The following is a 22,123-nucleotide window of genomic DNA, read 5'->3' as shown; positions in this document are numbered from 1 at the left end:
TTTTTTGTCCGAAGACATTAAGAATCCATGTCACTTTGAGTGCCCACACAGATTGTCTGATAAATTGTTAAAGAGCAGTTGCGACGCGCTTTAGCGCTCTGTCGCGAGGTGGCGTATATTACGCTTTCCTCATTCAGAGTCAAGCGCTTATTTTGCTTTTCTCTGTCGGCTTTCAACGTCGATTTCCGTCGTTGAATCCTCCTGACCCGGCGGCTTGTTTGCCGTTGTTCCGTGTCAGTGGAGGCGCATTATAGGGAGTAATTCTGAAGTGACAAGGATAAATTCAAAAAAAGAATTCAACCGCTCACTTTTCAACCAAACCAGGTGTTGAGCTTTAATTCTTGCCTGGTTTTTAAACAAAAACGAGCCCGTTGGGCCCGTTTTTGTCGTTTTGTGATTTACTGCACTGCCACAATACGGTCGTCTTTCACCACCAGCTCGACAGCTTTCCCCGGAACCAGCTCACCGGAAAGGATCTGCTGGGCTAACGGGTTCTCAATCTGCTGCTGAATAGCGCGTTTCAGTGGCCGCGCGCCGTATACCGGATCGTAACCGTTGGCGCTCAGCAACTTCAGCGCCTCATCGGACATCCGCACTTCATACCCACGCTCTTCCAGGCGTTTATACAAACGCTGCAGCTGGATCTGGGCAATAGAAGCAATGTGTTTCTCACCCAGAGGATGGAAGACCACCACTTCGTCGATACGGTTAATAAACTCCGGACGGAAGTTCTGGCTTACCACTCCCAGTACCAGATCCTTCATATGACCGTAGTCCAGTTCGCCAAACCGTTCCTGAATCAGATCGGAACCGAGGTTCGAGGTCATGATGACCACCGTATTACGGAAGTCGACCGTTCTCCCCTGCCCGTCGGTCAGACGCCCGTCGTCGAGTACCTGCAGCAGAATGTTGAACACATCCGGGTGCGCTTTTTCCACTTCATCCAGCAGAATGACGGAATAAGGACGACGACGCACCGCCTCGGTCAGGTAACCGCCCTCTTCATAGCCGACGTATCCCGGAGGCGCACCGACCAGACGCGAGACGGAGTGTTTCTCCATAAACTCGGACATATCGATACGCACCATCGCGTCGTCGCTGTCGAACATAAAGTTAGCCAGCGTTTTACACAGCTCGGTTTTACCGACCCCGGTTGGACCGAGGAACAGGAACGAACCAATCGGCCGGTTCGGATCGGATAGCCCAGCGCGGCTACGGCGAATGGCGTTCGATACCGCTTCAACCGCCTCATCCTGGCCAATCACCCGATGATGCAGCTCCTGCTCCATACGCAGCAGTTTGTCGCGCTCGCTTTCCATCATCCGGGAGACCGGGATACCGGTCCAGCGGGCCAGCACTTCGGCGATCTCAGCATCCGTCACTTTATTACGCAGCAGACGCATGGTTTTCCCTTCGGACTGAGTGGCAGCCGCCAGCTGTTTCTCCAGTTCCGGAATTTTGCCGTACTGCAGCTCGGACATCCGCGCCAGATCGCCGACGCGACGCGCCTGTTCGATAGCGATTTTCGCCTGTTCCAGCTCGGCTTTAATAGTCTGGGTGCCGGAGAGAGAGGCTTTTTCCGCTTTCCACTCTTCTTCCAGTACCGAGTACTGACGCTCTTTATCCGCCAGCTCCTCGTTGAGCATATCGAGACGTTTCAGGCTCGCTTCATCAGACTCTTTCTTCAGCGCCTGCTGTTCCAGTTTCAGCTGGATAATACGTCTATCGAGACGGTCCAGCTCTTCCGGCTTGGAGTCGATCTGCATACGAATGCTGGACGCCGCCTCATCGATAAGGTCGATGGCTTTATCCGGCAGCTGACGGTCGGCAATATAGCGATGCGACAAGGTCGCCGCCGCGACAATCGCCGGGTCAGTGATCTGCACGTGGTGGTGCAGCTCGTAACGTTCTTTCAGGCCACGCAGAATAGCGATGGTATCTTCTACCGTCGGCTCGGCGACGAACACTTTCTGGAAGCGACGTTCCAGCGCGGCGTCTTTTTCGATGTACTGACGGTATTCATCAAGCGTTGTCGCCCCGACGCAGTGCAGTTCACCACGCGCCAGCGCCGGCTTCAGCATGTTACCCGCATCCATCGCGCCGTCGGCTTTACCAGCGCCCACCATGGTATGCAGTTCGTCGATAAACAGAATGACGTTGCCTTCCTGTTTTGACAGGTCAGTCAGCACGCCTTTCAGACGCTCTTCAAACTCACCGCGGTATTTCGCCCCAGCCACCAGCGCCCCCATATCCAGCGCCAATACCCGACGGCCTTTCAACCCTTCTGGTACTTCGCCGTTGACGATACGCTGCGCCAGTCCTTCGACGATTGCCGTTTTACCCACCCCGGGTTCACCAATCAGTACCGGGTTGTTTTTGGTACGACGCTGCAGTACCTGGATGGTACGGCGAATCTCTTCATCACGGCCGATCACCGGATCCAGCTTGCCCTGCTCGGCTCGCTCGGTCAGATCGACGGTAAATTTCTTCAATGCCTGACGTTGGTCTTCGGCACCCTGATCGTTCACGCTTTCACCTCCGCGCATTTGTTCAATCGCCTGAGTCACGTTGGCGGTTGTTGCTCCGGCGGATTTTAAAAGGTCGGTCAGCGTACCGCGCGATTCAAGCGCCGCCAGAACGAACAGTTCCGACGAAATAAAGTTGTCCTTTTTCTTTTGCGCCAGCTTGTCGCAAAGGTTCAGGATCCGCACTAAATCCTGAGAAGGTTGTACATCGCCGCCGGTGCCTTCCACCTGCGGTAAACGGCTCAAGGCCTGCTCGATGTCAGTGCGTAGTTTCCCGGCATTGACGCCCGCCGAGGTTAATAAAGGACGTACCGATCCCCCTTCCTGATTCAGTAAGGCGCTCATTAAATGAAGAGGTTCGATGAATTGGTTGTCGTGCCCGAGTGCGAGTGACTGGGCATCGGCAAGAGCAAGCTGGAATTTATTGGTAAGACGATCCAGACGCATAACTCCTCCCATAAACAGGTCAAATTTGCTACTGGAGATTAAATGAGGTCATCCCTCAATTATTCAAGGTTAAAGACCTGAACTATGCGAAAAATAAGTTTGCCTTCTGGATCGTCTTGATTCTCTAGGTTATATCAGCCAAATGAAACTTGCCATACGACCGGTGGTCTTGTCGCGCCGGTAAGAGAAAAAATCATCCTTTTCGCTTAGCGTGCAGCGATCGCCGCCGAAAATCTGCTCAACGCCGACGTTTGCCAGACGCTGCCGAGCCAGTTGATAGATATCAGCAAAATATTTCTCGCCTGCCGGACGAAAAGCCCGGTGCGCGTTCTCGTCTTTCGCCATAAAGGCATCCCGGACTTCCGGCCCCACCTCAAATGCCTGCGGACCAATGGCAGGGCCCAGCCACGCCATCATGTTTTCGGCTTTATCGGCGAAACGGGCAACCGTCTCTTCCAGAACCCCTTCGCATAAGCCGCGCCATCCCGCATGCGCCGCGGCGACTTCGGTGCCGTCGCGGTTACAGAACAGGACCGGCAGGCAGTCGGCGGTCATCACCGCACAGACGGTGCCTGGCGTACGACTATAAGAAGCATCTGCGCGTTTCGATGGATAGGGTCCGCCGTCCAGCGTCAGAACATCGGTGCCATGAACCTGCTCCAGCCAAACCGGGTAAGACGGCAAGCCACCGGCGGCAAACATCCGCCGCCGGTTTTCTTCAACATGCTGCAGATTGTCTCCGCAATGGGCGCCCAGGTTGAGCGAGTCATAGGGCGGCAGACTCACGCCGCCAATGCGGGTCGAACTACAGGCCGCCACGCTGCGGGGCATCGGCCACTGCGGTACAATCAGTTTAGTCATAACCAGTCAATATCGTCCTTATGGGCTTCAAAATCGGCACGCATCGCCTCGATGAGCTCGACCATATCCTGTGGGATGGGCGCGTGCCACTCCATTTCAATGCCGGTGATCGGGTGATACAGACGCAACATGGTGGCGTGCAGCGCCTGACGGTCGAATTTACGCAGCGCGGTGATGAACTCCTCCGACGCGCCCTTCGGCGGACGCGGCCGGCCGCCATACACCTGGTCACCCACCAGCGGATGGGTGATATGCGACATATGCACACGGATCTGATGCGTACGACCGGTTTCCAGGCGCAGGCGCAGGCGCGTATGGATGCGGAAATGTTCCATAATCCGGTAGTGGGTCACCGCCGGTTTGCCCATCGGATGCACCGCCATATGGGTACGTTTTGTCGGATGACGACTGATCGGCTCTTCCACTGTGCCACCGGAAGTCATGTGGCCGATGGCCACCGCTTCATACTCGCGAGTGATCTCGCGCAGCTGCAGCGACTCCACCAGCCGGGTTTGTGCCGGAATGGTTTTCGCCACCACCATCAGACCGGTGGTGTCTTTATCCAGACGGTGCACGATCCCCGCGCGCGGCACATCGGCAATCGGCGGATAGTAGTGCAGCAGCGCATTCAGCACAGTACCGTCAGGGTTGCCCGCGCCAGGATGCACAACCAGATCGCGCGGTTTGTTAATCACGAGGATGTCATCATCTTCGTAAACGATATTGAGCGGAATATCCTGCGGCTGGAAGCGCGCCTCTTCTTCGATTTCGACATCGATAGCGATGTGCTCTCCCCCCAGCACTTTTTCTTTCGGCTTATCGCCAATGTTGCCATTGACTAATACGCGTTGGTCCAGGATCCATTCTTTTATCCGCGATCGCGAATAATCAGGGAACAATTCGGCCAAAGCCTGATCTAAGCGTTGACCGAGTTGATTTTCGGTCACCGTTGCGGTGAGTTGTACTCGTTGTGCCATATACAGCTTCTTCGTTTAACGTTGGGTTTTACGGCTTTGCCGTTTAATATAGTGTGCTATTGTAGCTGGTCTTAATCGGGAGCAGGAACAGAGATTCTCCCGCATAAACATTTTGAGGAAGTCAAAACGTCATGACGCGCATGAAATACCTGGTGGCAGCCGCCACACTGAGCCTGGCTTTGGTGGGTTGCTCCGGCTCTAAGGAAGAGGTGCCTGATAATCCGCCGAATGAAATCTACGCGACCGCCCAGCAAAAACTGCAGGACGGTAACTGGAAACAGGCGATAACGCAACTGGAAGCGTTGGATAACCGTTATCCATTCGGCCCTTATTCCCAACAGGTACAGCTGGATCTGATTTATGCGTATTACAAAAACGCCGATCTGCCGCTGGCTCAGGCGGCCATCGATCGCTTCATGCGTTTGAACCCCACCCACCCGAATATCGATTACGTCATCTATATGCGCGGCCTGACCAACATGGCCCTGGATGACAGCGCCCTGCAGGGCTTCTTTGGTGTTGATCGCTCTGACCGCGATCCACAGCACGCGCGCGATGCCTTCAATGACTTCTCCAAACTGGTGCGTGGTTACCCGAACAGCCAGTACGCCACTGACGCCTATAAACGTATGGTGTTCCTGAAAGATCGCCTGGCCAAATATGAGCTGTCGGTCGTGGATTACTACACCGACCGTGGCGCATGGGTTGCCGTCGTGAACCGCGTGGAAGGTATGATGCGTAACTATCCGGATACCCAGGCCACCCGCGATGCCCTGCCGAAGATGGAAAACGCCTATCGTCAGATGCAAATGAACGCCCAGGCGGACAAAGTCGCGAAGATAATCGCCGCGAACAGCAAGAACACCTGAGTCTGATTCATGGATCGCAAACGGCAGCCACTGGCTGCCGTTTTTTTATACTTTATCTCGTCAAGCTGAAGCGGTTTAGCGCCGGGTTAACTCATCAAATATGGCCTGCTTTACCGGGTTCGACAAGTAAAATCTCACTTCTTCCTGCCCTGTCTCACAAAATGAATTCGTTGACAAAAAGTGACAATAAAATGTGATTTAGATCACGCTTTTTGACATTGGGAAAGGTATGCTGGATTCACCAAGACGGGAAAGACAAGAGGTAAAATTTATGACAATGAACATTACCAGTAAACAAATGGAAATTACTCCGGCAATCCGCCAGCATGTCGCAGACCGTCTCGCCAAACTGGATAAGTGGCAAACTCATTTAATCAACCCGCACATCATTCTGTCTAAGGAGCCGCAGGGTTTTATCGCTGATGCAACCATCAATACGCCAAACGGTCATCTGGTTGCCAGTGCGCGTCATGAAGATATGTACGCCGCCATTAACGAATTGATCAACAAGCTGGAACGGCAGCTGAATAAAGTGCAACACAAAGGGGAAGCCCGCCGCGCCGCAACATCGGTGAAAGAGGCAGGCTTTGTGGAAGAAGAAGAGTAATCCTTAACTTAAGTTGTGTCATGCCACGCGCCTTCGGGCGCGTTTTTTATTGACAGAGTGAAAACAGTACAGGTACTGTAATCCCCACTACCTCAAGGAATTTACCATGAAACGTGTCCCGTTCTTCTTCGCATTCTTTTTTACCTTCCCCTGACCGGGAGGCAATTCGTCGTATAAGAAAGAATGCGAAGACGAACAATAAGGCCTCCCACCCGGGAGGCCTTTTTTATTTGATAACAACAAAGGCAACATCTATGACCGAGGAAAACCCATTACTGGCGCTGCGCGATAAGATAAGCGCACTGGACGAGAAACTGCTTGCTCTGCTGGCGGAGCGCCGCGGGCTGGCTGTTGAGGTTGGTAAAGCCAAACTGGCCTCTCACCGTCCAGTGCGTGATATTGACCGCGAACGCGATCTGCTGGAGCGTCTGATGACCATCGGCAAGCGCCATAATCTGGATGCGCACTACATCACCCGCCTGTTCCAGCTGATCATCGAAGACTCCGTCCTGACCCAACAAACCCTGCTGCAGCAGCATCTGAATAAAATTAATCCGCATTCGGCCCGCGTGGCCTTCCTTGGCCCTAAAGGCTCTTATTCGCATCTGGCGGCGCGTCAGTACGCCGCTCGCCATTTTGAGCAGTTTATTGAGAGCGGCTGCGCGAAGTTCGCCGATATTTTTAATCAGGTAGAGACCGGCCAGGCCGATTACGCCGTGGTGCCGATTGAAAACACCAGCTCTGGCGGGATCAACGACGTCTACGATCTGCTGCAGCACACCAGCCTGTCGATCGTTGGCGAGCTGACGATCCCTATCGATCATTGCGTGCTAGTTAGCACCTCGACGGATGCCGATAAAATTCAGACCGTCTACAGCCATCCGCAGCCGTTCCAGCAGTGCAGCCAGTATCTGAGCCGCTACCCGCACTGGAAGATTGAATATACCGAGAGCACCTCGGCGGCAATGGAAAAAGTGGCGCAGGCGAACTCCCCGGCCGTTGCGGCACTGGGCAGCGAAGCGGGTGGCGCCCTGTATAGCCTGCAGGTGCTGGAGCACTGCCAGGCCAACCAGACGCAGAACATCACGCGCTTCCTCGTCCTGGCGCGCAAAGCGGTGAACGTCTCCGATCAGGTTCCGGCCAAGACCACGCTGTTAATGGCGACCGGTCAGCAGGCGGGCGCCCTGGTGGAAGCCCTGCTGGTGCTGCGCAACCACAATCTGATCATGACCAAACTGGAATCTCGCCCGATCCACGGCAATCCCTGGGAAGAGATGTTTTATCTCGATATTCAGGCCAACCTGGACTCGCTGCCCATGCGCAAGGCATTAAAGGAGCTGGCGGAAATCACCCGCTCCATGAAGGTCCTCGGTTGCTACCCCAGCGAAAACGTGGTGCCAGTGGATCCGGTTTAACGTTCGCGGAACGGTAATTTCTTCATCCCTGCCACCGCAACCGGCAGGGTGAAGATGGCGCCTGACAGCGGGTACTTCGCCAGCTCATCGTCCTCCATGTTTTCCCGGGTTGTGGTGATATAGAGCGTTTTCATATCCGCCCCACCGAAGCAGACCATTGTCGGACAACGAACCGGCATCGGGTAAGTCTCCAGCTCCTCGCCCTGCGGCGAGAAACGAGCAATCCGCCAGCCGTCAAACATCGCGCTCCAGTAACAGCCCTCCACATCGATCGCCGCCCCGTCAGGGATGCCTTCGCCCGGCTGGAAACGGCGAAACACCTCGCGTCGTCCAGGCTCACCCTGTTCATCCAGCGGCGTACGGTAGATCACGGCGTTCGGCGTATCAGAGGTATACATCCAGCGCTGGTCGGCGCTAAACGCCAGACCGTTGGCGCCATGGATATCACACTGGATCACTTTCGGCTTCAGGTCATTATCGACTCGCATCAGCAGCGCGCCGTTGTAATCCCCCGGCCCCCAGAAGGTGCCGGCATAAAAACGCCCCTCGCGATCGGTCCCACCATCGTTAAACCGCGCCAGCTCCGGATTGCTCGGATTATCACAGACTTTCCGCCGCAGCAGGCCGTGGGCGTCGGTCATCCAGATGCCACTGCGTAATGCAACGATAAATCCGCCCTTCTCACGCAGGGAGAAACAGCCGACCTCCTCCGGAAACTGCAGCACCTGGTGTTCGCCGCTGCGGGTATCGTAGCGGTGGATTTCACACTCCATGATATCGGCCCAGTAGAGGGCCTGTTCAGCCTCGCTCCAGGTCGGGCATTCCGGCAGGTATCCGGTGTAGTCAAACAGCGGTTGTGGTTCAGCCATCGTTGTCATCCCTATAAAAAAAGCCAGCGGTCGCTGGCTTTATTGTATACATCTTTTTCGCTTTACTGCCGATTATCGTTCGCCTGACGCAGTAGCGTGCGGCTCTCGCTCTGGAAACGCTGAGCGTAATCGCCAAACCAATGTTCGACTTTACGGAAGCTGTCGATAAACGCCTGCTTATCGCCCTGCTCCAGCAGGCCAATCGCTTCGCCGAAACGCTGGTAATAGCGCTTAATCAGCGCCAGGTTATTTTCCGATGACATAATAATGTCGGCGTACAGCTGCGGATCCTGGGCAAACAGGCGCCCCACCATCGCCAGCTCCAGCCGGTAAATAGGTGACGAAAGCGCCAGCAGTTGCTCAAGACGCACATTCTCTTCTGCCAGGTGCAGACCATAGGCGAAGGTGGCAAAGTGGCGCAGCGCCTGAATAAACGCCATGTTCTGATCGTGCTCAACGGCGCTGATGCGGTGCAGCCGCGCGCCCCAAACCTGAATTTGTTCGAGGAACCACTGATAGGCCTCCGGCTGGCGGCCATCACAATAGACCACCACCTGCTTCGCCAGGCTGCCGCTGTCCGGACCGAACATCGGGTGCAGGCCAAGAACCGGGCCCTGATGCGCTGCCAGCATCGCCTGCAGCGGCTCCGCTTTCACCGAGGCAAGGTCTACCAGAATGCAATCCGCCGGCAGCGGCGGCAGCCTGCCGATCGTCTCCACAGTGGTGTGAATCGGTACGCTGACGATGACCATGCCGGCATCGGCGACGATATCCGCCGCCCGGGCCCAATCGTCTTTTTCCAGAATACGCACCTGGTAGCCGGACAGCGTTAACATCTTCTCAAACAGACGCCCCATCTGCCCGCCGCCGCCGACGATGACCACCGGCCGCAGATTCGGGTGCAGGGTTTTGAAGCCTTTGTCGTTTTCGCTGGAATAGGATTCCCGCATCACGCGACGCAGAACATCCTCGATCAGATCCGGCGGTACGCCGAGCGCAGCCGCCTCTTCACGCCGGGAGGCGAGCATCGCCGCCTCGCGCTCCGGGACGTAAATCGGCAGACCATACTGGCTCTTCACCTCGCCGACTTCGGCCACCAGTTCCAGACGCTTAGCCAGCAGGCTAAGCAACGCTTTATCCACTTCATCAATTTGATCGCGTAACGCGGTCAGTTCAGCAACCATACTTTCCTCTTACACCAAACGGGCCGCCAGATGGCCGCGGAGATCCTTATCCAGTTCACGCAGCAGCGCATCGGTGGTTTCCCAGCTGATGCAGGCATCCGTCACCGAAACGCCGTATTTCATCGTCTCACGCGGCTGTTCAGAGGACTGATTGCCTTCGTGGATATTACTCTCGATCATCAGGCCGATAATGGAGCGGTTGCCATCTTTGATCTGTGCGACAACGGATTCAGCCACGGCTGGCTGGCGGCGGAAATCTTTATTGGAGTTCCCATGACTGCAATCTACCATCAGCGACGGTTTCAGTCCCGCCTGCGCCATCTCTTTTTCGCATTTCGCCACATCTTCCGGACCGTAGTTCGGCGCCTTACCGCCGCGCAGGATCACATGGCCGTTCGGATTACCCTGCGTTTGCAGCAGGCAGACCTGCCCGGCCTGGTTGATGCCGACGAAACGGTGCGGCATCGCCGCGGCGCGCATGGCGTTGATGGCCGTCGCCAGACTACCGTCGGTACCGTTTTTAAAGCCGACCGGCATCGACAGGCCAGAGGCCATTTCGCGGTGCGTTTGTGATTCCGTGGTACGTGCGCCGATAGCGGACCAACTGAACAGATCGCCAAGGTATTGCGGGCTGTTCGGATCCAGCGCTTCCGTCGCCAGCGGCAGTCCCATATTGACGAGCTCGACCAGCAGACGACGCGCAATCTTCAGGCCGCCTTCAACATCAAACGAACCATCCATGTGCGGATCGTTAATCAGCCCCTTCCAGCCGACAGTGGTACGGGGTTTTTCAAAGTAGACGCGCATCACCAGGTAGAGGCTATCGCTGACCTCTGCGGCAAGAGCTTTAAATCGACGAGCATATTCAATCGCGGCTTCCGGATCGTGGATCGAGCAAGGGCCGCAAACCACCAGCAGGCGCGGATCGCGGCCGGCGATAATATCGGAGATAGTCTCACGGGCATGCGCAATCTGCGCTTCCTGTTCAACGCTTAGCGGGAATTCCGCCTTCAGTTGCTCCGGGGTCATTAACACCTGTTCGTCGGTAATATGTACGTTATTCAGCGCGTCTTTTTGCATGATTGCGATCCTGTGTAGCTCGTTTGCGATAAAGGGTGCCTCAGCGGGCATGGCGTAACGATACCACACAAAGTAAAGAATTCAATCCATATTCCGTAAATTTTAATTTACACCAACAAATTAATTGCCACTTAACTCGACAAAATTCGTACAAAAATGTTTACACAACCAAAATTCACAGCAAACTTGCGCGCTATCGCGATCGCGATTACGAAAAATCCTGGTGAGATTTGTCCCAAAGCAAAGGGCGCATGTAATGACGGGTTTTGTTAACAGTGGTATTCTGCGCCGGGCATCGGCAGCGGCTTTTCCCGCGCTATGGCGAATTTGACGGAAGCGTTAATGACAGTATTACACCGTCTTTTATTGACTGTATTTTTTCTCATCGCGGTATCTCCTGTTTTTGCTGCCGGACCTTCAGAACATGTTCGCGCTATTGTTTCCGGGATCGTGACCTACACCCGTTGGCCGGCATTAACAGGGGCGCCGAAGCTGTGCATTTTTGCCTCATCACGCTTCACCCATAGCCTGGCTCATGAAGATCCGGATGCCTTGCCCTATCAACCGGTGATAGTACGTAATAGTGAAGAAGCGTTAAAAACAACCTGCGATGGTTTTTATTTTGGCAGCGAATCGCCGACCCAACAGTCGGAATTAACTCGCCGCTATGGCCCGAAGCCGCTTTTACTCATCGCAGAACAAAATACGGATTGCTCCATTGGTAGCGCGTTTTGCCTGATCATCAACGACGACAGGGTCCGCTTCTCCGTTAATCTGGACGTTCTGACGCACAGCGGGGTCCGGGTTAACCCGGACGTCCTGATGCTTGCCCGGAAAAAACCACATGAATAAGGACTTTTCACAGACCGCGCGCCCGACATTTAAACGCGCGCTTCGTCGAATTAGCGTGATAAGCGTGGTGATCTCCATGACGCTGGTCTGGCTGCTGCTAAGCACAGCCTCAATCTTCACGCTCAAGCAGTATGCGCAGAAAAATCTAGAGCTCACTGCCGCGACCATGGGTCGCAGCCTCGAAGCCGCCCTGGTGTTTGGCGATAGCGCGGCGGCGGAGGAGACCCTTGCTTCGCTGGGGAAGCAAGGGCAGATTTCCCAGGCGATTGTACTCAACGGCCAGAAGCAGCACTTCGCCGCATGGCGCCATGAACCGCTGGCCAACAAAGAACAAGTGAGCGGCCTTATCAGTCAATGGCTGTTTCCGGAGCCCACGGTGCAGCCCATCTGGCACCAGGGCAAACAAATCGGCGAGCTGCGACTGACCGCGCTTGATGAACTGATCAGCCACTTTCTCGGTATCTCGATTCTGGTACTGACCGGCAGCATTCTGCTCGCCTCGTTCATCGCCCTGCTGCTGACCCACTCCCTGCACCGGGGGATCGTCACCGCCCTGCAGAGCATCACCGAGGTTGTGCACGATATTCGTGAAAACCGTCATTTCTCACGTCGGGTGCCCGAGGAGCGTATTGAGGAATTCCATCTTTTCGCCCAGGACTTTAACAGCCTGCTGGGGGAGATGGAGGACTGGCAGCGCCAGCTGCAGGCCAAGAATGCCCAGCTGTTGCGTAGCTCGCTACATGACCCGCTGACCGGCCTGGCTAACCGCGCCGCCTTTCGCAACGCGCTCGCCGAACTGATGAAGAACGAGGTGGATCACCAGACCTCGGCATTACTGTTTCTTGACGGCGATAACTTCAAGCTGATCAATGACAACTGGGGGCACGCGGCAGGCGATAAAGTGCTGACGGAGGTCGCCAGCCGCCTGATGGCCTTCGCCGGAAAACGCCATCTGGCATGGCGTCTCGGCGGCGATGAGTTTGCCGTTCTGCTGCGTGGGGTGCGCTCGGAAGCCGAAGTGCAGGCTCTGTGCCAGGCGCTGTCGGAACAATTTCTTCCGCCATTCAACCTGCACAATGGCCATAGCGCCACGCTCTCGCTGAGCGTCGGTTATGCCCTGGCGTGGGAGCACGCCACCGCGGAATCACTGCAAGAACTTGCCGATCAGAATATGTATCGCATGAAAAACCAACGTATCCAGCAGACGCTGAAATAATAAAGGACTCATTATGCTCAGAAAATATTTCGTCCCCGCCCTGATGGCGGCGGCGCTTTTGACAGGTTGCCAGGCTCCTCAGGGAAAATTTACCCCCGAGCAGGTGGCGGCGATGAAATCTTACGGCTTCACTGAAAGCAATGGCGATTGGTCCCTGGGCTTATCCGATAGCATCCTGTTTGATAAGAATGACTACCGACTACGTCCCGACAGCCGCCAGCAGATCACCACGATGGCCTCGCGGCTGGCGGCGACCGGGATCACCCATAGCCGCCTTGAAGGCCACACCGATAATTACGGTGAGGATAGCTATAACGAAGCCCTGTCGCTTAAGCGCGCCAATAGCGTAGCCGATGCCTGGGCGGAAGGCGCCCATGTCCCGCGCAGTCATTTAGTCACCCGCGGCCTTGGCAAGAAATACCCGATCGCCAGCAACGACACGGCGGCCGGGCGCGCTGAAAACCGCCGGGTCACGGTGGTCATCAGCACGCCGTAAGCCTTCGCTTAATCGCTGGACTTCGCCATCCTCATTGCCGTTGCCGCGCGCCAGCGCAGGTAGTCAACGGCAATGAACAGCACCAGACTTGCCCCCATCAATGGCATGGCCAGACCCAGGGCTAACGCTATCCCCAGTACCAGCCCACGGGCAGGCCAGGCGAGCGACAGCCATGCCTGCAGCAGCGAATGCGCCGGATCCCAGACCGGCTGAGGCGGACGGCGGATCCACCACAGCCGGTAGCCCACGCCGATGGTGACGCACAGCGCGCAGCCGAACCCTACCAGCAGCAACTGATTCGCCAGACCAAAGAGGACCCCCATGTGGAAATCGACGCCCCAGCGGGTGAGCTTCGCCATCAGCGGGAAGTCGGCGAACCGGGTGCGATCCACCACCTGCATCGTGGCGCCATCGATCGCCACCGCGTCCACCTGCGTCGGCCAGCGGCGGTCGATCTCATTTACCGTCCAGGCACGTTCCTTCGAAACCGGCGGACGGATCTCCAGCCGGCTGGCGTTCAGCCCCGCCTGACGGGCCACCGCCAGCACCAGGTCAAACTGCGCTGGCTGCAGCACTGACTGATGCTGCATGGCCATCCCGTCCATATGATGCCCGGCGTGGGGATCGTGCGCCATCGGCGCCTCACCGTGCAGCAGGGTATTCACCTGCGGCGTCCACCAGCCGAAAGCCGCCCGCATTTTATCCACATTACCGCCAGCCCATTGCGACCAGGTCAGGCCGGTGGCGGAGAAGAGCAGCATGCCCAGCAGTAAGCCCCAGCCCAGCGTCACGTGCAACCGACGATGATTCTGCAGGACGTTATTGATCCGCCGTTTTGGACGTGTCATCGCCCACAGGGCAATGCCACCCAGCGCGGCAACCCACATCCATGAGGCAGCCAGTTCGCTGTATAACCTCCCGCTGTCGCCCAGCAGCAGCGAACGATGCGCATAATCAATCCACTGGCGCAGCGGCAGGATGCCGCTGGTACCGTAGACCGTCATATCGCCCTTCACCCGTAGCGAGATCGGATCGACGAAAATGGCCCGGGATTCTGACTCGCCCAGGCTCGGGTCAACAAACATAATCCGGGTGGTCTCCCCCATCGCGGGGGCCGGCCGCACCGCCAGTAGCCGCAGATTACCCTGGGTCGCTTCTTCCGCCACTGCAATCTGGGCGCTGAGCGGCTGCGGGGCCCCGTCGGCAAGGCCATGCAGCGCGTCGTGATAGAGCCAGTTTTCCAGCTGCGGCGTCGCCACGTACAGCGTGCCGGTCAGGGCAGCGACAAAGATAAACGGCCCGATAAACAGTCCGATGTAAAAATGGAGGCGACGCAGCAGGTTTAACCATGCCGCGCGCGAGGTGCAGGTTGTCATACTCTTCCTTTTTTAAAGCAAAAGAGGTTATTGCGCCGTGCGCAGATTGATTTTTATTAAAGGGAAAAAGCAGACAGCCGCGGCGGGGCGCGGGTTTCAGGGTAGAGCCAGGGGAAGTAGTGCCAGTGTTTTAATACCGGGCGAGAAACCGGCAGGCGAATGCGCCGCAGGAGTATGGCGACGAACAGCGCCAGCGCGAAAAGCAGCCCCGGGACATGGGCTAACAGCACGCAATAGCCACACGCTTCGGCATGGTCCAGCGGCAGTTCGTGTCCGGTATGCATGGCGCCGTCTGTGCTATGCATCATCGCCATCTCGTGGTCGGGCATTTGCGCCATGCTCGCGGACGAGCTGTCCATCATCATGGCGTGGTGCATGCCGGGCATGGCGCTCATGGGGTCTTTTTGCAGGGAGATGGAGATCAGGGGGGCCACGACGATCAACAGGATCGCCAACAGTGCCAGCCAGGCGGCTCGCCGTTTAGGTGTCGTTTGCTGGAAACTGTTGCTGACCACCGCCCCTCCGAATAGAGGGCGTATTGTAAATGATTTACATCACGATGGTTACAACAAAGATAAAAAAAGGGCCAGCCATCTGGCCAGCCCTTCTGTCAGGATGTCGCGAAAGCGAATCTTAGTTAAGACGCTCTTTGATACGAGCAGACTTACCAGTACGCTCACGCAGGTAGTACAGTTTAGCTTTACGTACAGCACCACGACGTTTAACAGCAATGCTGTCAACTACCGGAGAGTGAGTCTGGAAGACACGCTCAACGCCTTCGCCGTTGGAAATTTTGCGAACAGTGAATGCAGAGTGCAGACCGCGGTTACGAATAGCGATAACCACGCCCTCGAATGCCTGCAGACGTTTTTTGGAACCTTCAACAACCCATACTTTCACTTCCACGGTATCACCCGGACGGAAGGAAGGTACGTCCTGCTTCATCTGTTCTTGTTCAAGTTGCTTAATAATGTTGCTCATAATTTAATCTCTTATCCTGGGTAAACTGATATTGGGGGCTCACGCCTGCCCATCATGTTTATGCTGCTGTTGCGCGTGTTCGCTTTTGAACTGCGCCAGCAACTTTGCTTGCTCTTCAGTCAGAGCCAGGTTTTCCAGAAGTTCAGGTCTTCTAAGCCAGGTGCGGCCCAGCGACTGCTTCAGACGCCAGCGACGTATCTCAGCATGGTTTCCCGACAGCAATACTGGCGGTACTTCCATCTCTTCTAACACTTCAGGACGGGTATAGTGCGGGCAATCCAGCAACCCATCAGCAAAGGAATCTTCCGTTGCCGAAGCTTCATGGCCCAGTACTCCCGGAATGAACCGGGAAACGGAGTCAATCAGCGTCATTGCCGGTAACTCACCACCGCTGAGAACGTAATCGCCGATTGACCATTCTTCGTCAATTTCGGTTTGGATTACGCGCTCGTCTATCCCTTCGTAGCGACCGCACACCAGAATCAGTTTCTGATTCGTTGCCAGTTCGCTGACGCCCGCTTGATCAAGCTTGCGTCCCTGAGGTGACAGATAAATCACCTTCGCGCCTTCACCTGCCGCGGCTTTTGCTGCATGAATAGCATCCCGTAAAGGTTGCACCATCATTAGCATCCCCGGTCCGCCGCCGTAAGGACGATCGTCCACGGTACGGTGCCGGTCATGAGCGAAGTCGCGAGGACTCCAGCTTTCGATGCTCAGCAGGCCATTTTTTACTGCCCGGCCAGTTACCCCGTAATCGGTAATTGCGCGGAACATTTCAGGAAACAGGCTAATTATGCCAATCCACATAGCGCCGTCTTTTACCGTTTATCCGGAGAATTTAAAAACCAGGATCCCAATCTACTTCGATAGTACGCGTAGTGAGATCGACTTTCTTGATAACCTGCCCATCGAGGAACGGAACCAACCGCTCCTTGATGCCAAATGCATCTTTCAGGTTTGCCTTGATGACGAGTACGTCATTAGACCCGGTTTCCATCATATCAATGACTTTACCCAGGCTATAGCCTTCCGTCGTAACTACCTGGCAGCCCATCAGGTCTTTCCAGTAGTAGTCACCCTCTTCCAGCTCCGGCAACTGCGATGAATCCACGATAATTTCGCAATTAGTCAGTAGATTCGCGGCATCACGATCGTCAACGCCTTTCAGCTTGATGATGATGTCCTGATTGTGGTGGCGCCAGCCTTCCAGCTCAACAACCTGCCACTGACCCGCCTTCTGGATTAACCAGGGCTGATAGTCAAAAATGCTTTCGGCGTCTTCGGTGGAGGAAAACACTCTGAGCCAACCACGGATACCGTAGGAAGAACCCATTTTCCCCAATACGATCGGATCAACAGGTGCTTGTGCGGTGTGTTGCTTGCTCATCATGACCACCGTGACAGATTAAGCTGCTTTGTTAGCGGCTTTGATCAGCGCGGCAACGCGATCGGAAACAGTAGCGCCCAGGCCAACCCAGTGAGCGATACGATCCAGATCCAGGCGAGTTTCTTCTTCCGCGCCGCTAGCGATCGGGTTGAAGAAACCAACGCGCTCGATGAAGCGACCGTTGCGTGCATTACGGCTGTCGGTGACAACAACCTGGTAGAACGGACGCTTTTTAGCGCCGTGACGTGCTAAACGAATAGTTACCATAACATCCTCTTGTGTGAATAAAACAACCGGGCCCCATCGAGGAACGGAGCCCGGTGTCATATTAAAAGCCCGAAAATTTTACTGATTTCTGTGCAAAAATCAATTCAAAACTATATACGCTAAATAATTCGAGTTGCAGGACAAAACGCGAAAGCGTTTTGAACAGCGCTTGAGCTGGCCCCGAAGGGGTGAGGCCGAATGGCCGAATCACGCGGCAAGTGAGTAAATCCCCGGGAGCGTACACAAGTACGTGACCGGGGTGAACGAACGCAGCCAACGCATCTGCGGCTTGAATTATGACGCGTATTAGCGGCCAGGGAAGCCTGGCGGCATCATCCCTTTCATCCCGCGCATCATCTTCATCATGCCGCCTTTCGATTTCATCTTCTTCATCATGCGCTGCATGTCGTCGAACTGCTTGAGCAGACGGTTCACATCCTGCACCTGCATCCCGCAGCCGGCGGCGATACGGCGCTTACGTGAACCTTTGATGATTTCCGGTTTGGCGCGCTCTTTCAGGGTCATCGAGTTGATGATGGCTTCCATACGCACCAGCACTTTGTCGTCCATCTGCGCTTTTACGTTGTCCGGGATCTGGCCCATACCCGGCAGCTTGCCCATCAGGCTGGCCATGCCGCCCATGTTTTTCATCTGACGCAGCTGCTCAAGGAAGTCGGTGAGATCGAAACCGTCGCCTTTCTTCAGTTTGGAGGCCAGCTTCTCGGCCTGCGCGCGGTCAACTTTGCTCTCGATATCTTCGATCAGCGACAGCACGTCGCCCATGCCGAGGATGCGGGAAGCGACGCGGTCCGGATGGAACGGCTCCAGCGCTTCGGTTTTCTCGCCGACGCCGAGGAATTTAATCGGTTTGCCGGTAATATGGCGAATCGACAGCGCCGCACCGCCGCGGGCGTCGCCGTCCACTTTAGTCAGCACCACGCCGGTCAGCGGCAGCGCTTCGTTAAAGGCCTTCGCGGTATTCGCCGCATCCTGACCGGTCATCGCATCGACGACGAACAGGGTTTCAACCGGGTTAATGGCGGCGTGGACGTGCTTGATTTCGTCCATCATCGCTTCGTCAACGTGCAGACGACCGGCGGTATCCACCAGCAGCACGTCGTAGAATTTGAGTTTCGCTTCTTTCAGCGCCGCATTGACGATATCCACCGGCTTCTGCCCGACGTCAGACGGGAAGAAATCGACGCCGACCTGCTCGGCCAGGGTTTCCAGCTGTTTAATCGCCGCCGGGCGGTAAACGTCCGCGGAAACGACCAGCACTTTCTTCTTGTGCTTCTCGCGCAGGAATTTCCCCAGCTTACCGACGCTGGTGGTTTTACCGGCACCCTGCAGGCCCGCCATCAGCACCACGGCCGGCGGCTGCGCGGCCAGGTCGAGCGTCTGGTTCTCTTCGCCCATCGCCGCCACCAGCTCGTTGCGGACGATTTTGACGAACTCCTGACCCGGGGTCAGGCTTTTATTGACTTCATGGCCGACCGCGCTCTCTTTCACGCGGCTGATGAAATCACGAACCACCGGAAGCGCAACGTCCGCTTCCAGCAGCGCCATGCGCACTTCGCGCAGGGTGTCTTTAATATTGTCTTCTGTAAGGCGTCCGCGGCCGCTAATGTTGCGCAGCGTACGCGACAAACGATCGGTTAAATTATCAAACATTGTCTCTCGCCTGAGGTGGAAACGGTCGGTCGCCGCAGCGACACACAAAACGAATGTGGCGGAGTATAACACGACATCAATCTGAATGTGCTGCAACGGTTGGAGCAGAGGCCTGCTGACGTTATACTGCTTCTCTTTCTTATTTAGCCAACAGCCGACACCTATGCCTGTTTTTGCTCTACTCGCCCTTGTCGCCTACTCCGTCAGCCTCGCGCTGATTATCCCCGGCTTGCTGCAAAAAAACAGCAGCTGGCGGCGAATGGCGATTTTATCTGCGACTATCGCGTTGATCTGCCATGCTTTTGCGCTGGAAGCACGGATATTCCCCGGCGGCGAGAGCGGGCAAAACCTCAGCTTACTGAACGTCGGGTCGCTGGTCAGCCTGATGATCTGTACGGTGATGACTATCGTGGCCTCGCGCAATCGCGGCTGGCTGCTGCTGCCTATCGTCTATGCCTTCGCACTGATCAATCTGGCCTTCGCCACTTTCGTGCCTAACGAATATATCACCCACCTGGAAACCACCCCGGGGATGCTGGTGCATATCGGCCTGTCGCTCTTCTCGTACGCCACGCTGATCATCGCCGCGCTGTATGCGCTGCAGCTGGCGTGGATCGACTACCAGTTAAAGAATAAAAAGCTGGCCTTCAGCAGCGAAATGCCGCCGCTGATGAGCATCGAGCGCAAAATGTTCCACATCACCCAGGTCGGCGTGGTGCTGCTGACTCTGACGCTGTGCAGCGGCCTGTTCTATATGCACAATCTGTTCAGCAGCGAAAACATTGATAAAGCGGTGCTGTCGATTATTGCGTGGTTCGTCTATATCGTTCTGCTGTGGGGCCACTATCATGAAGGGTGGCGCGGACGTCGCGTGGTCTGGTTCAGCGTCGCTGGCGCCGGTCTGCTGACGCTGGCCTATTTTGGTAGCCGCGTGCTGCAGCAGTTCGTGAGCTAAGTCTTTTAAGGAATCCTACGTGGAACATATCTCCACCACCACGCTGATCATAACGCTGATCGTCATGGTGATTATCTCTGCCTATTTCTCCGGCTCCGAAACCGGCATGATGACGCTGAACCGCTATCGGCTGCGTCATATGGCGAAACAAGGCAACCGCCCCGCCAAGCGCGTGGAGAAGCTGCTGCGCAAGCCGGACCGCCTGATTAGCCTCGTGCTCATCGGCAATAACCTCGTCAACATTCTCGCCTCGGCGCTGGGCACCATCGTCGGCATGCGCCTGTACGGCGACGCCGGCGTCGCGATCGCCACTGGCGTGCTCACCTTTGTGGTACTGGTATTTGCCGAGGTGCTGCCGAAGACCATCGCCGCGCTCTATCCGGAAAAGGTCGCCTACCCCAGCAGCTTCCTGCTGGCGCCCCTGCAGGTGCTGATGATGCCGCTGGTGTGGCTGCTGAATACCATCACCCGCATGCTGATGCGCATGATGGGCATCCGCACCGATACCGTCATCAGCAGCGCTTTGAGCAAAGATGAACTGCGCACGATTGTGAATGAATCCCGTTCACAAATCTCCCGGCGCAACCAGGATATGCTGCTGTCGGTCCTGGATCTGGAAAAAGTCAGCGTTAACGACATCATGGTGCCGCGCAATGAGATTGTCGGCATCGACATCAATGATGACTGGAAATCTATCGTCCGCCAGCTGACCCACTCGCCACATGGCCGCATCGTGCTCTACCGCGATTCACTGGACGATGCCATCAGCATGCTGCGCGTTCGCGAAGCCTACCGTCTGATGACGGAGAAGAAAGAATTCACAAAAGAGATCATGCTGCGGGCGGCAGATGAGATCTACTTTGTTCCGGAAGGGACGCCGCTCAGCACCCAGCTGGTGAAATTTCAGCGCAATAAAAAGAAAGTCGGTCTGGTGGTCGATGAATACGGCGATATTCAGGGGCTGGTCACCGTAGAAGATATTCTTGAAGAGATTGTCGGCGACTTCACCACCTCCATGTCACCCACCCTGGCGGAGGAAGTGACCCCGCTTAACGACGGCACGGTGATTATCGACGGCAGCGCCAACGTTCGCGAAATCAACAAAGCGTTTAACTGGCACCTGCCGGAAGATGAAGCGCGCACCGTCAACGGTATCATCCTCGAAGCGCTGGAAGAGATCCCGGTCCCGGGCACCCGCGTGCGCATTGAGCAGTACGATATAGATATCCTCGACGTGCAGGACAACATGATCAAACAGGTGAAAGTGATGCCGGTGAAATCATTACGCGAGAGCGTCGCGGAGTAGCGCGAGCGAAGGAATTAACATCACGGCGGGCTGCGGCCCGCCGTTTTTTTATCTCGCGCCGGGAGCGGTGGCATAAAAAAACGGCCGCCCGCGGGCAGCCGTTGAGCAATGCAGCAAACGTTATTTCGCTTTCGCTACCGTCACCATCGCGGCGCGAATAGTACGGCCGTTCAGGGTATAACCTTTCTGCATCACGGCCAGCACGTTGCCCGCCGCCACGTCTTCAGATTCGACCATCGCAATGGCCTGGTGGACGTTCGGATCCAGCGGAACGTTGGTGTCGGCGATCACTTCCACGCCGAACTTACGCACCACGTCCAGCATAGATTTCAGGGTCAGTTCGATCCCTTCCACCATCGGCGCCAGGTCCGGGTTAGCCTTGTCGGCCACTTCCAGCGCGCGGTCCAGGCTGTCGATCACCGGCAGCAGTTCATTGACGAATTTTTCCAGCGCGAATTTGTGCGCTTTCTCGATATCCTGCTCGGTACGGCGACGCAGGTTATCTTCGTCGGCTTTGGCACGCAGCATCACTTCACGTTCACGTTTCTGCGCTTCAGCCAGCTGGGCTTCCAGATTCGCAATTTTTTCATCGCGCGGATCCACCTGCTCAGCCGAAACTTCAGGCTCTACTGCCTCAACGTCGTCGTGCTGCTCCGTGATAATTTCTTCCGGGGCTTGCCCCTCAGGCGTTTTCTGTTCTTTACTACTCATGAATTTCTCCGCGTTTTTTTCGCATTCATCTCGCTAACTTCGCTTATTATGGGGATCAGTTTCCGGGTTTC

Annotated in this window: 23 protein-coding genes and 1 other annotated feature; of the genes, 9 read left to right on the top strand and 14 right to left on the bottom strand. The window is 55.9% G+C overall.

Features of this window, described 5'->3' with window-relative positions:
- Window positions 1-398: 398 nt before the first annotated feature.
- The 3 genes from clpB to rluD form a co-directional block, all read right to left on the bottom strand.
- Window positions 399-2,972 carry an ATP-dependent chaperone ClpB gene (gene clpB, locus CW267_RS06290; protein WP_008806080.1) on the bottom strand — a complete coding sequence of 858 codons (2,574 nt, stop codon included), beginning with the start codon at window positions 2,970-2,972 and terminating at the stop codon, window positions 399-401.
- Between the two features lie 129 nt (window positions 2,973-3,101).
- Window positions 3,102-3,833, bottom strand: coding sequence for a purine nucleoside phosphorylase YfiH (gene yfiH / locus CW267_RS06285; RefSeq protein ID WP_008806081.1), 732 nt, complete (start codon window positions 3,831-3,833; stop codon window positions 3,102-3,104).
- Window positions 3,830-4,810 (bottom strand): 23S rRNA pseudouridine(1911/1915/1917) synthase RluD, encoded by a 981-nt coding sequence (gene rluD, locus CW267_RS06280; protein WP_008806082.1) that lies wholly within the window; start codon window positions 4,808-4,810, stop codon window positions 3,830-3,832. Before rluD ends, yfiH begins: the two co-directional genes overlap by 4 nt.
- A gap of 131 nt (window positions 4,811-4,941) precedes the next feature.
- Here rluD and bamD point away from each other — a divergent pair, with 131 nt between their 5' ends.
- The 4 genes from bamD to pheA all read left to right on the top strand — a co-directional run bounded on the left by bamD (window position 4,942) and on the right by pheA (window position 7,701).
- The gene (gene bamD / locus CW267_RS06275) at window positions 4,942-5,679 is read left to right on the top strand and encodes an outer membrane protein assembly factor BamD (protein ID WP_004145664.1); all 738 of its coding nucleotides are present in this window, start codon (window positions 4,942-4,944) and stop codon (window positions 5,677-5,679) included.
- Window positions 5,680-5,950: 271 nt separating this feature from the next.
- On the top strand, window positions 5,951-6,286 hold the full coding sequence (gene raiA, locus CW267_RS06265; protein WP_002914111.1) for a ribosome-associated translation inhibitor RaiA: 336 nt from the start codon (window positions 5,951-5,953) through the stop codon (window positions 6,284-6,286).
- 105 nt (window positions 6,287-6,391) lie between these two features.
- Window positions 6,392-6,516, top strand: a sequence feature (Phe leader region).
- Window positions 6,393-6,440, top strand: coding sequence for a pheA operon leader peptide PheL (gene pheL, locus CW267_RS06260; RefSeq protein ID WP_100632159.1), 48 nt, complete (start codon window positions 6,393-6,395; stop codon window positions 6,438-6,440). Its footprint overlaps the feature before it by 48 nt.
- A gap of 24 nt (window positions 6,517-6,540) precedes the next feature.
- A complete protein-coding gene (gene pheA, locus CW267_RS06255; RefSeq protein ID WP_012540845.1) occupies window positions 6,541-7,701 on the top strand; it encodes a bifunctional chorismate mutase/prephenate dehydratase in 1,161 nt (386 codons plus the stop codon).
- On the opposite strand, the gene CW267_RS06250 is transcribed toward pheA, so the two are convergent.
- The 3 genes from CW267_RS06250 to aroF all read right to left on the bottom strand — a co-directional run bounded on the left by CW267_RS06250 (window position 7,698) and on the right by aroF (window position 10,834).
- A complete protein-coding gene (locus tag CW267_RS06250; protein ID WP_100781484.1) occupies window positions 7,698-8,570 on the bottom strand; it encodes an SMP-30/gluconolactonase/LRE family protein in 873 nt (290 codons plus the stop codon). The genes pheA and CW267_RS06250 overlap by 4 nt on opposite strands.
- 62 nt (window positions 8,571-8,632) lie before the next feature.
- On the bottom strand, window positions 8,633-9,754 hold the full coding sequence (gene tyrA / locus CW267_RS06245) for a bifunctional chorismate mutase/prephenate dehydrogenase (protein WP_008806085.1): 1,122 nt from the start codon (window positions 9,752-9,754) through the stop codon (window positions 8,633-8,635).
- A 9-nt stretch (window positions 9,755-9,763) separates the two neighbouring features.
- Window positions 9,764-10,834, bottom strand: a complete 1,071-nt coding sequence (gene aroF / locus CW267_RS06240) for a 3-deoxy-7-phosphoheptulonate synthase AroF (protein WP_022064802.1) — start codon at window positions 10,832-10,834, stop codon at window positions 9,764-9,766.
- Between the two features lie 342 nt (window positions 10,835-11,176).
- Here aroF and CW267_RS06235 point away from each other — a divergent pair, with 342 nt between their 5' ends.
- Genes CW267_RS06235 through CW267_RS06225 form a run of 3 tightly spaced genes read left to right on the top strand, consistent with a single transcriptional unit; the run spans window position 11,177 to window position 13,398 of the window.
- Complete coding sequence (locus tag CW267_RS06235; RefSeq protein WP_012540842.1) at window positions 11,177-11,686, top strand: YfiR family protein; 510 nt, start codon at window positions 11,177-11,179, stop codon at window positions 11,684-11,686.
- Complete coding sequence (gene dgcN, locus CW267_RS06230) at window positions 11,679-12,902, top strand: diguanylate cyclase DgcN (RefSeq protein WP_100781485.1); 1,224 nt, start codon at window positions 11,679-11,681, stop codon at window positions 12,900-12,902. The genes CW267_RS06235 and dgcN overlap by 8 nt, the downstream gene beginning before the upstream one ends.
- Window positions 12,903-12,915: 13 nt before the next feature.
- Window positions 12,916-13,398: an OmpA family protein gene (locus CW267_RS06225; protein ID WP_008806089.1), complete on the top strand. Its 483-nt coding sequence runs from the start codon at window positions 12,916-12,918 to the stop codon at window positions 13,396-13,398.
- An 8-nt stretch (window positions 13,399-13,406) separates the two neighbouring features.
- Here CW267_RS06225 and CW267_RS06220 read toward each other — a convergent pair whose 3' ends face one another.
- From CW267_RS06220 to ffh, 7 genes are all read right to left on the bottom strand, one after another.
- On the bottom strand, window positions 13,407-14,774 hold the full coding sequence (locus CW267_RS06220; protein ID WP_100781486.1) for a PepSY-associated TM helix domain-containing protein: 1,368 nt from the start codon (window positions 14,772-14,774) through the stop codon (window positions 13,407-13,409).
- Window positions 14,775-14,830: 56 nt separating this feature from the next.
- The gene (locus tag CW267_RS06215) at window positions 14,831-15,289 is read right to left on the bottom strand and encodes a DUF2946 domain-containing protein (protein ID WP_050887278.1); all 459 of its coding nucleotides are present in this window, start codon (window positions 15,287-15,289) and stop codon (window positions 14,831-14,833) included.
- A 118-nt stretch (window positions 15,290-15,407) separates the two neighbouring features.
- Window positions 15,408-15,755, bottom strand: coding sequence for a 50S ribosomal protein L19 (rplS, locus tag CW267_RS06210; protein WP_002914145.1), 348 nt, complete (start codon window positions 15,753-15,755; stop codon window positions 15,408-15,410).
- A 39-nt stretch (window positions 15,756-15,794) separates the two neighbouring features.
- Complete coding sequence (trmD, locus tag CW267_RS06205; protein ID WP_008806092.1) at window positions 15,795-16,562, bottom strand: tRNA (guanosine(37)-N1)-methyltransferase TrmD; 768 nt, start codon at window positions 16,560-16,562, stop codon at window positions 15,795-15,797.
- Window positions 16,563-16,593: 31 nt separating this feature from the next.
- Window positions 16,594-17,142: a ribosome maturation factor RimM gene (gene rimM, locus CW267_RS06200; RefSeq protein ID WP_008806093.1), complete on the bottom strand. Its 549-nt coding sequence runs from the start codon at window positions 17,140-17,142 to the stop codon at window positions 16,594-16,596.
- Between the two features lie 18 nt (window positions 17,143-17,160).
- Window positions 17,161-17,409, bottom strand: coding sequence for a 30S ribosomal protein S16 (rpsP, locus tag CW267_RS06195; RefSeq protein WP_012540839.1), 249 nt, complete (start codon window positions 17,407-17,409; stop codon window positions 17,161-17,163).
- Between the two features lie 306 nt (window positions 17,410-17,715).
- Window positions 17,716-19,080, bottom strand: coding sequence for a signal recognition particle protein (gene ffh / locus CW267_RS06185; RefSeq protein ID WP_002914152.1), 1,365 nt, complete (start codon window positions 19,078-19,080; stop codon window positions 17,716-17,718).
- Between the two features lie 163 nt (window positions 19,081-19,243).
- On the opposite strand from ffh, the gene CW267_RS06180 reads away from it, so the two are divergent.
- Entirely contained in the window at window positions 19,244-20,035 is a 792-nt protein-coding gene (locus tag CW267_RS06180) for an inner membrane protein YpjD (protein WP_002914153.1), read from the top strand.
- A gap of 19 nt (window positions 20,036-20,054) precedes the next feature.
- A complete protein-coding gene (locus tag CW267_RS06175) occupies window positions 20,055-21,341 on the top strand; it encodes an HlyC/CorC family transporter (protein ID WP_012540838.1) in 1,287 nt (428 codons plus the stop codon).
- A 120-nt stretch (window positions 21,342-21,461) separates the two neighbouring features.
- On the opposite strand, the gene grpE is transcribed toward CW267_RS06175, so the two are convergent.
- Window positions 21,462-22,052 carry a nucleotide exchange factor GrpE gene (grpE, locus tag CW267_RS06170; RefSeq protein WP_008806096.1) on the bottom strand — a complete coding sequence of 197 codons (591 nt, stop codon included), beginning with the start codon at window positions 22,050-22,052 and terminating at the stop codon, window positions 21,462-21,464.
- Window positions 22,053-22,123: the final 71 nt, after the last annotated feature.

It is taken from the genome of Klebsiella sp. X1-16S-Nf21 (assembly GCF_002837615.1).
GTDB lineage: Bacteria > Pseudomonadota > Gammaproteobacteria > Enterobacterales > Enterobacteriaceae > Klebsiella > Klebsiella variicola.
Note: the sequence above shows the minus strand (reverse complement) of the source record. Positions and strands in the feature narration are given on the sequence as shown.

Bases quoted from the DNA above. Each gene is read 5' to 3' on its own strand.
- clpB (WP_008806080.1), bottom strand. From the start codon at position 2,972: ATGCGTCTGGATCGTCTTACCAATAAATTCCAGCTTGCTCTTGCCGAT.
- yfiH (WP_008806081.1), bottom strand. From the start codon at position 3,833: ATGACTAAACTGATTGTACCGCAGTGGCCGATGCCCCGCAGCGTGGCG.
- rluD (WP_008806082.1), bottom strand. From the start codon at position 4,810: ATGGCACAACGAGTACAACTCACCGCAACGGTGACCGAAAATCAACTC.
- bamD (WP_004145664.1), top strand. From the start codon at position 4,942: ATGACGCGCATGAAATACCTGGTGGCAGCCGCCACACTGAGCCTGGCT.
- raiA (WP_002914111.1), top strand. From the start codon at position 5,951: ATGACAATGAACATTACCAGTAAACAAATGGAAATTACTCCGGCAATC.
- pheA (WP_012540845.1), top strand. From the start codon at position 6,541: ATGACCGAGGAAAACCCATTACTGGCGCTGCGCGATAAGATAAGCGCA.
- CW267_RS06250 (WP_100781484.1), bottom strand. From the start codon at position 8,570: ATGGCTGAACCACAACCGCTGTTTGACTACACCGGATACCTGCCGGAA.
- tyrA (WP_008806085.1), bottom strand. From the start codon at position 9,754: ATGGTTGCTGAACTGACCGCGTTACGCGATCAAATTGATGAAGTGGAT.
- aroF (WP_022064802.1), bottom strand. From the start codon at position 10,834: ATGCAAAAAGACGCGCTGAATAACGTACATATTACCGACGAACAGGTG.
- CW267_RS06235 (WP_012540842.1), top strand. From the start codon at position 11,177: ATGACAGTATTACACCGTCTTTTATTGACTGTATTTTTTCTCATCGCG.
- dgcN (WP_100781485.1), top strand. From the start codon at position 11,679: ATGAATAAGGACTTTTCACAGACCGCGCGCCCGACATTTAAACGCGCG.
- CW267_RS06225 (WP_008806089.1), top strand. From the start codon at position 12,916: ATGCTCAGAAAATATTTCGTCCCCGCCCTGATGGCGGCGGCGCTTTTG.
- CW267_RS06220 (WP_100781486.1), bottom strand. From the start codon at position 14,774: ATGACAACCTGCACCTCGCGCGCGGCATGGTTAAACCTGCTGCGTCGC.
- rplS (WP_002914145.1), bottom strand. From the start codon at position 15,755: ATGAGCAACATTATTAAGCAACTTGAACAAGAACAGATGAAGCAGGAC.
- trmD (WP_008806092.1), bottom strand. From the start codon at position 16,562: ATGTGGATTGGCATAATTAGCCTGTTTCCTGAAATGTTCCGCGCAATT.
- rimM (WP_008806093.1), bottom strand. From the start codon at position 17,142: ATGAGCAAGCAACACACCGCACAAGCACCTGTTGATCCGATCGTATTG.
- rpsP (WP_012540839.1), bottom strand. From the start codon at position 17,409: ATGGTAACTATTCGTTTAGCACGTCACGGCGCTAAAAAGCGTCCGTTC.
- ffh (WP_002914152.1), bottom strand. From the start codon at position 19,080: ATGTTTGATAATTTAACCGATCGTTTGTCGCGTACGCTGCGCAACATT.
- CW267_RS06180 (WP_002914153.1), top strand. From the start codon at position 19,244: ATGCCTGTTTTTGCTCTACTCGCCCTTGTCGCCTACTCCGTCAGCCTC.
- grpE (WP_008806096.1), bottom strand. From the start codon at position 22,052: ATGAGTAGTAAAGAACAGAAAACGCCTGAGGGGCAAGCCCCGGAAGAA.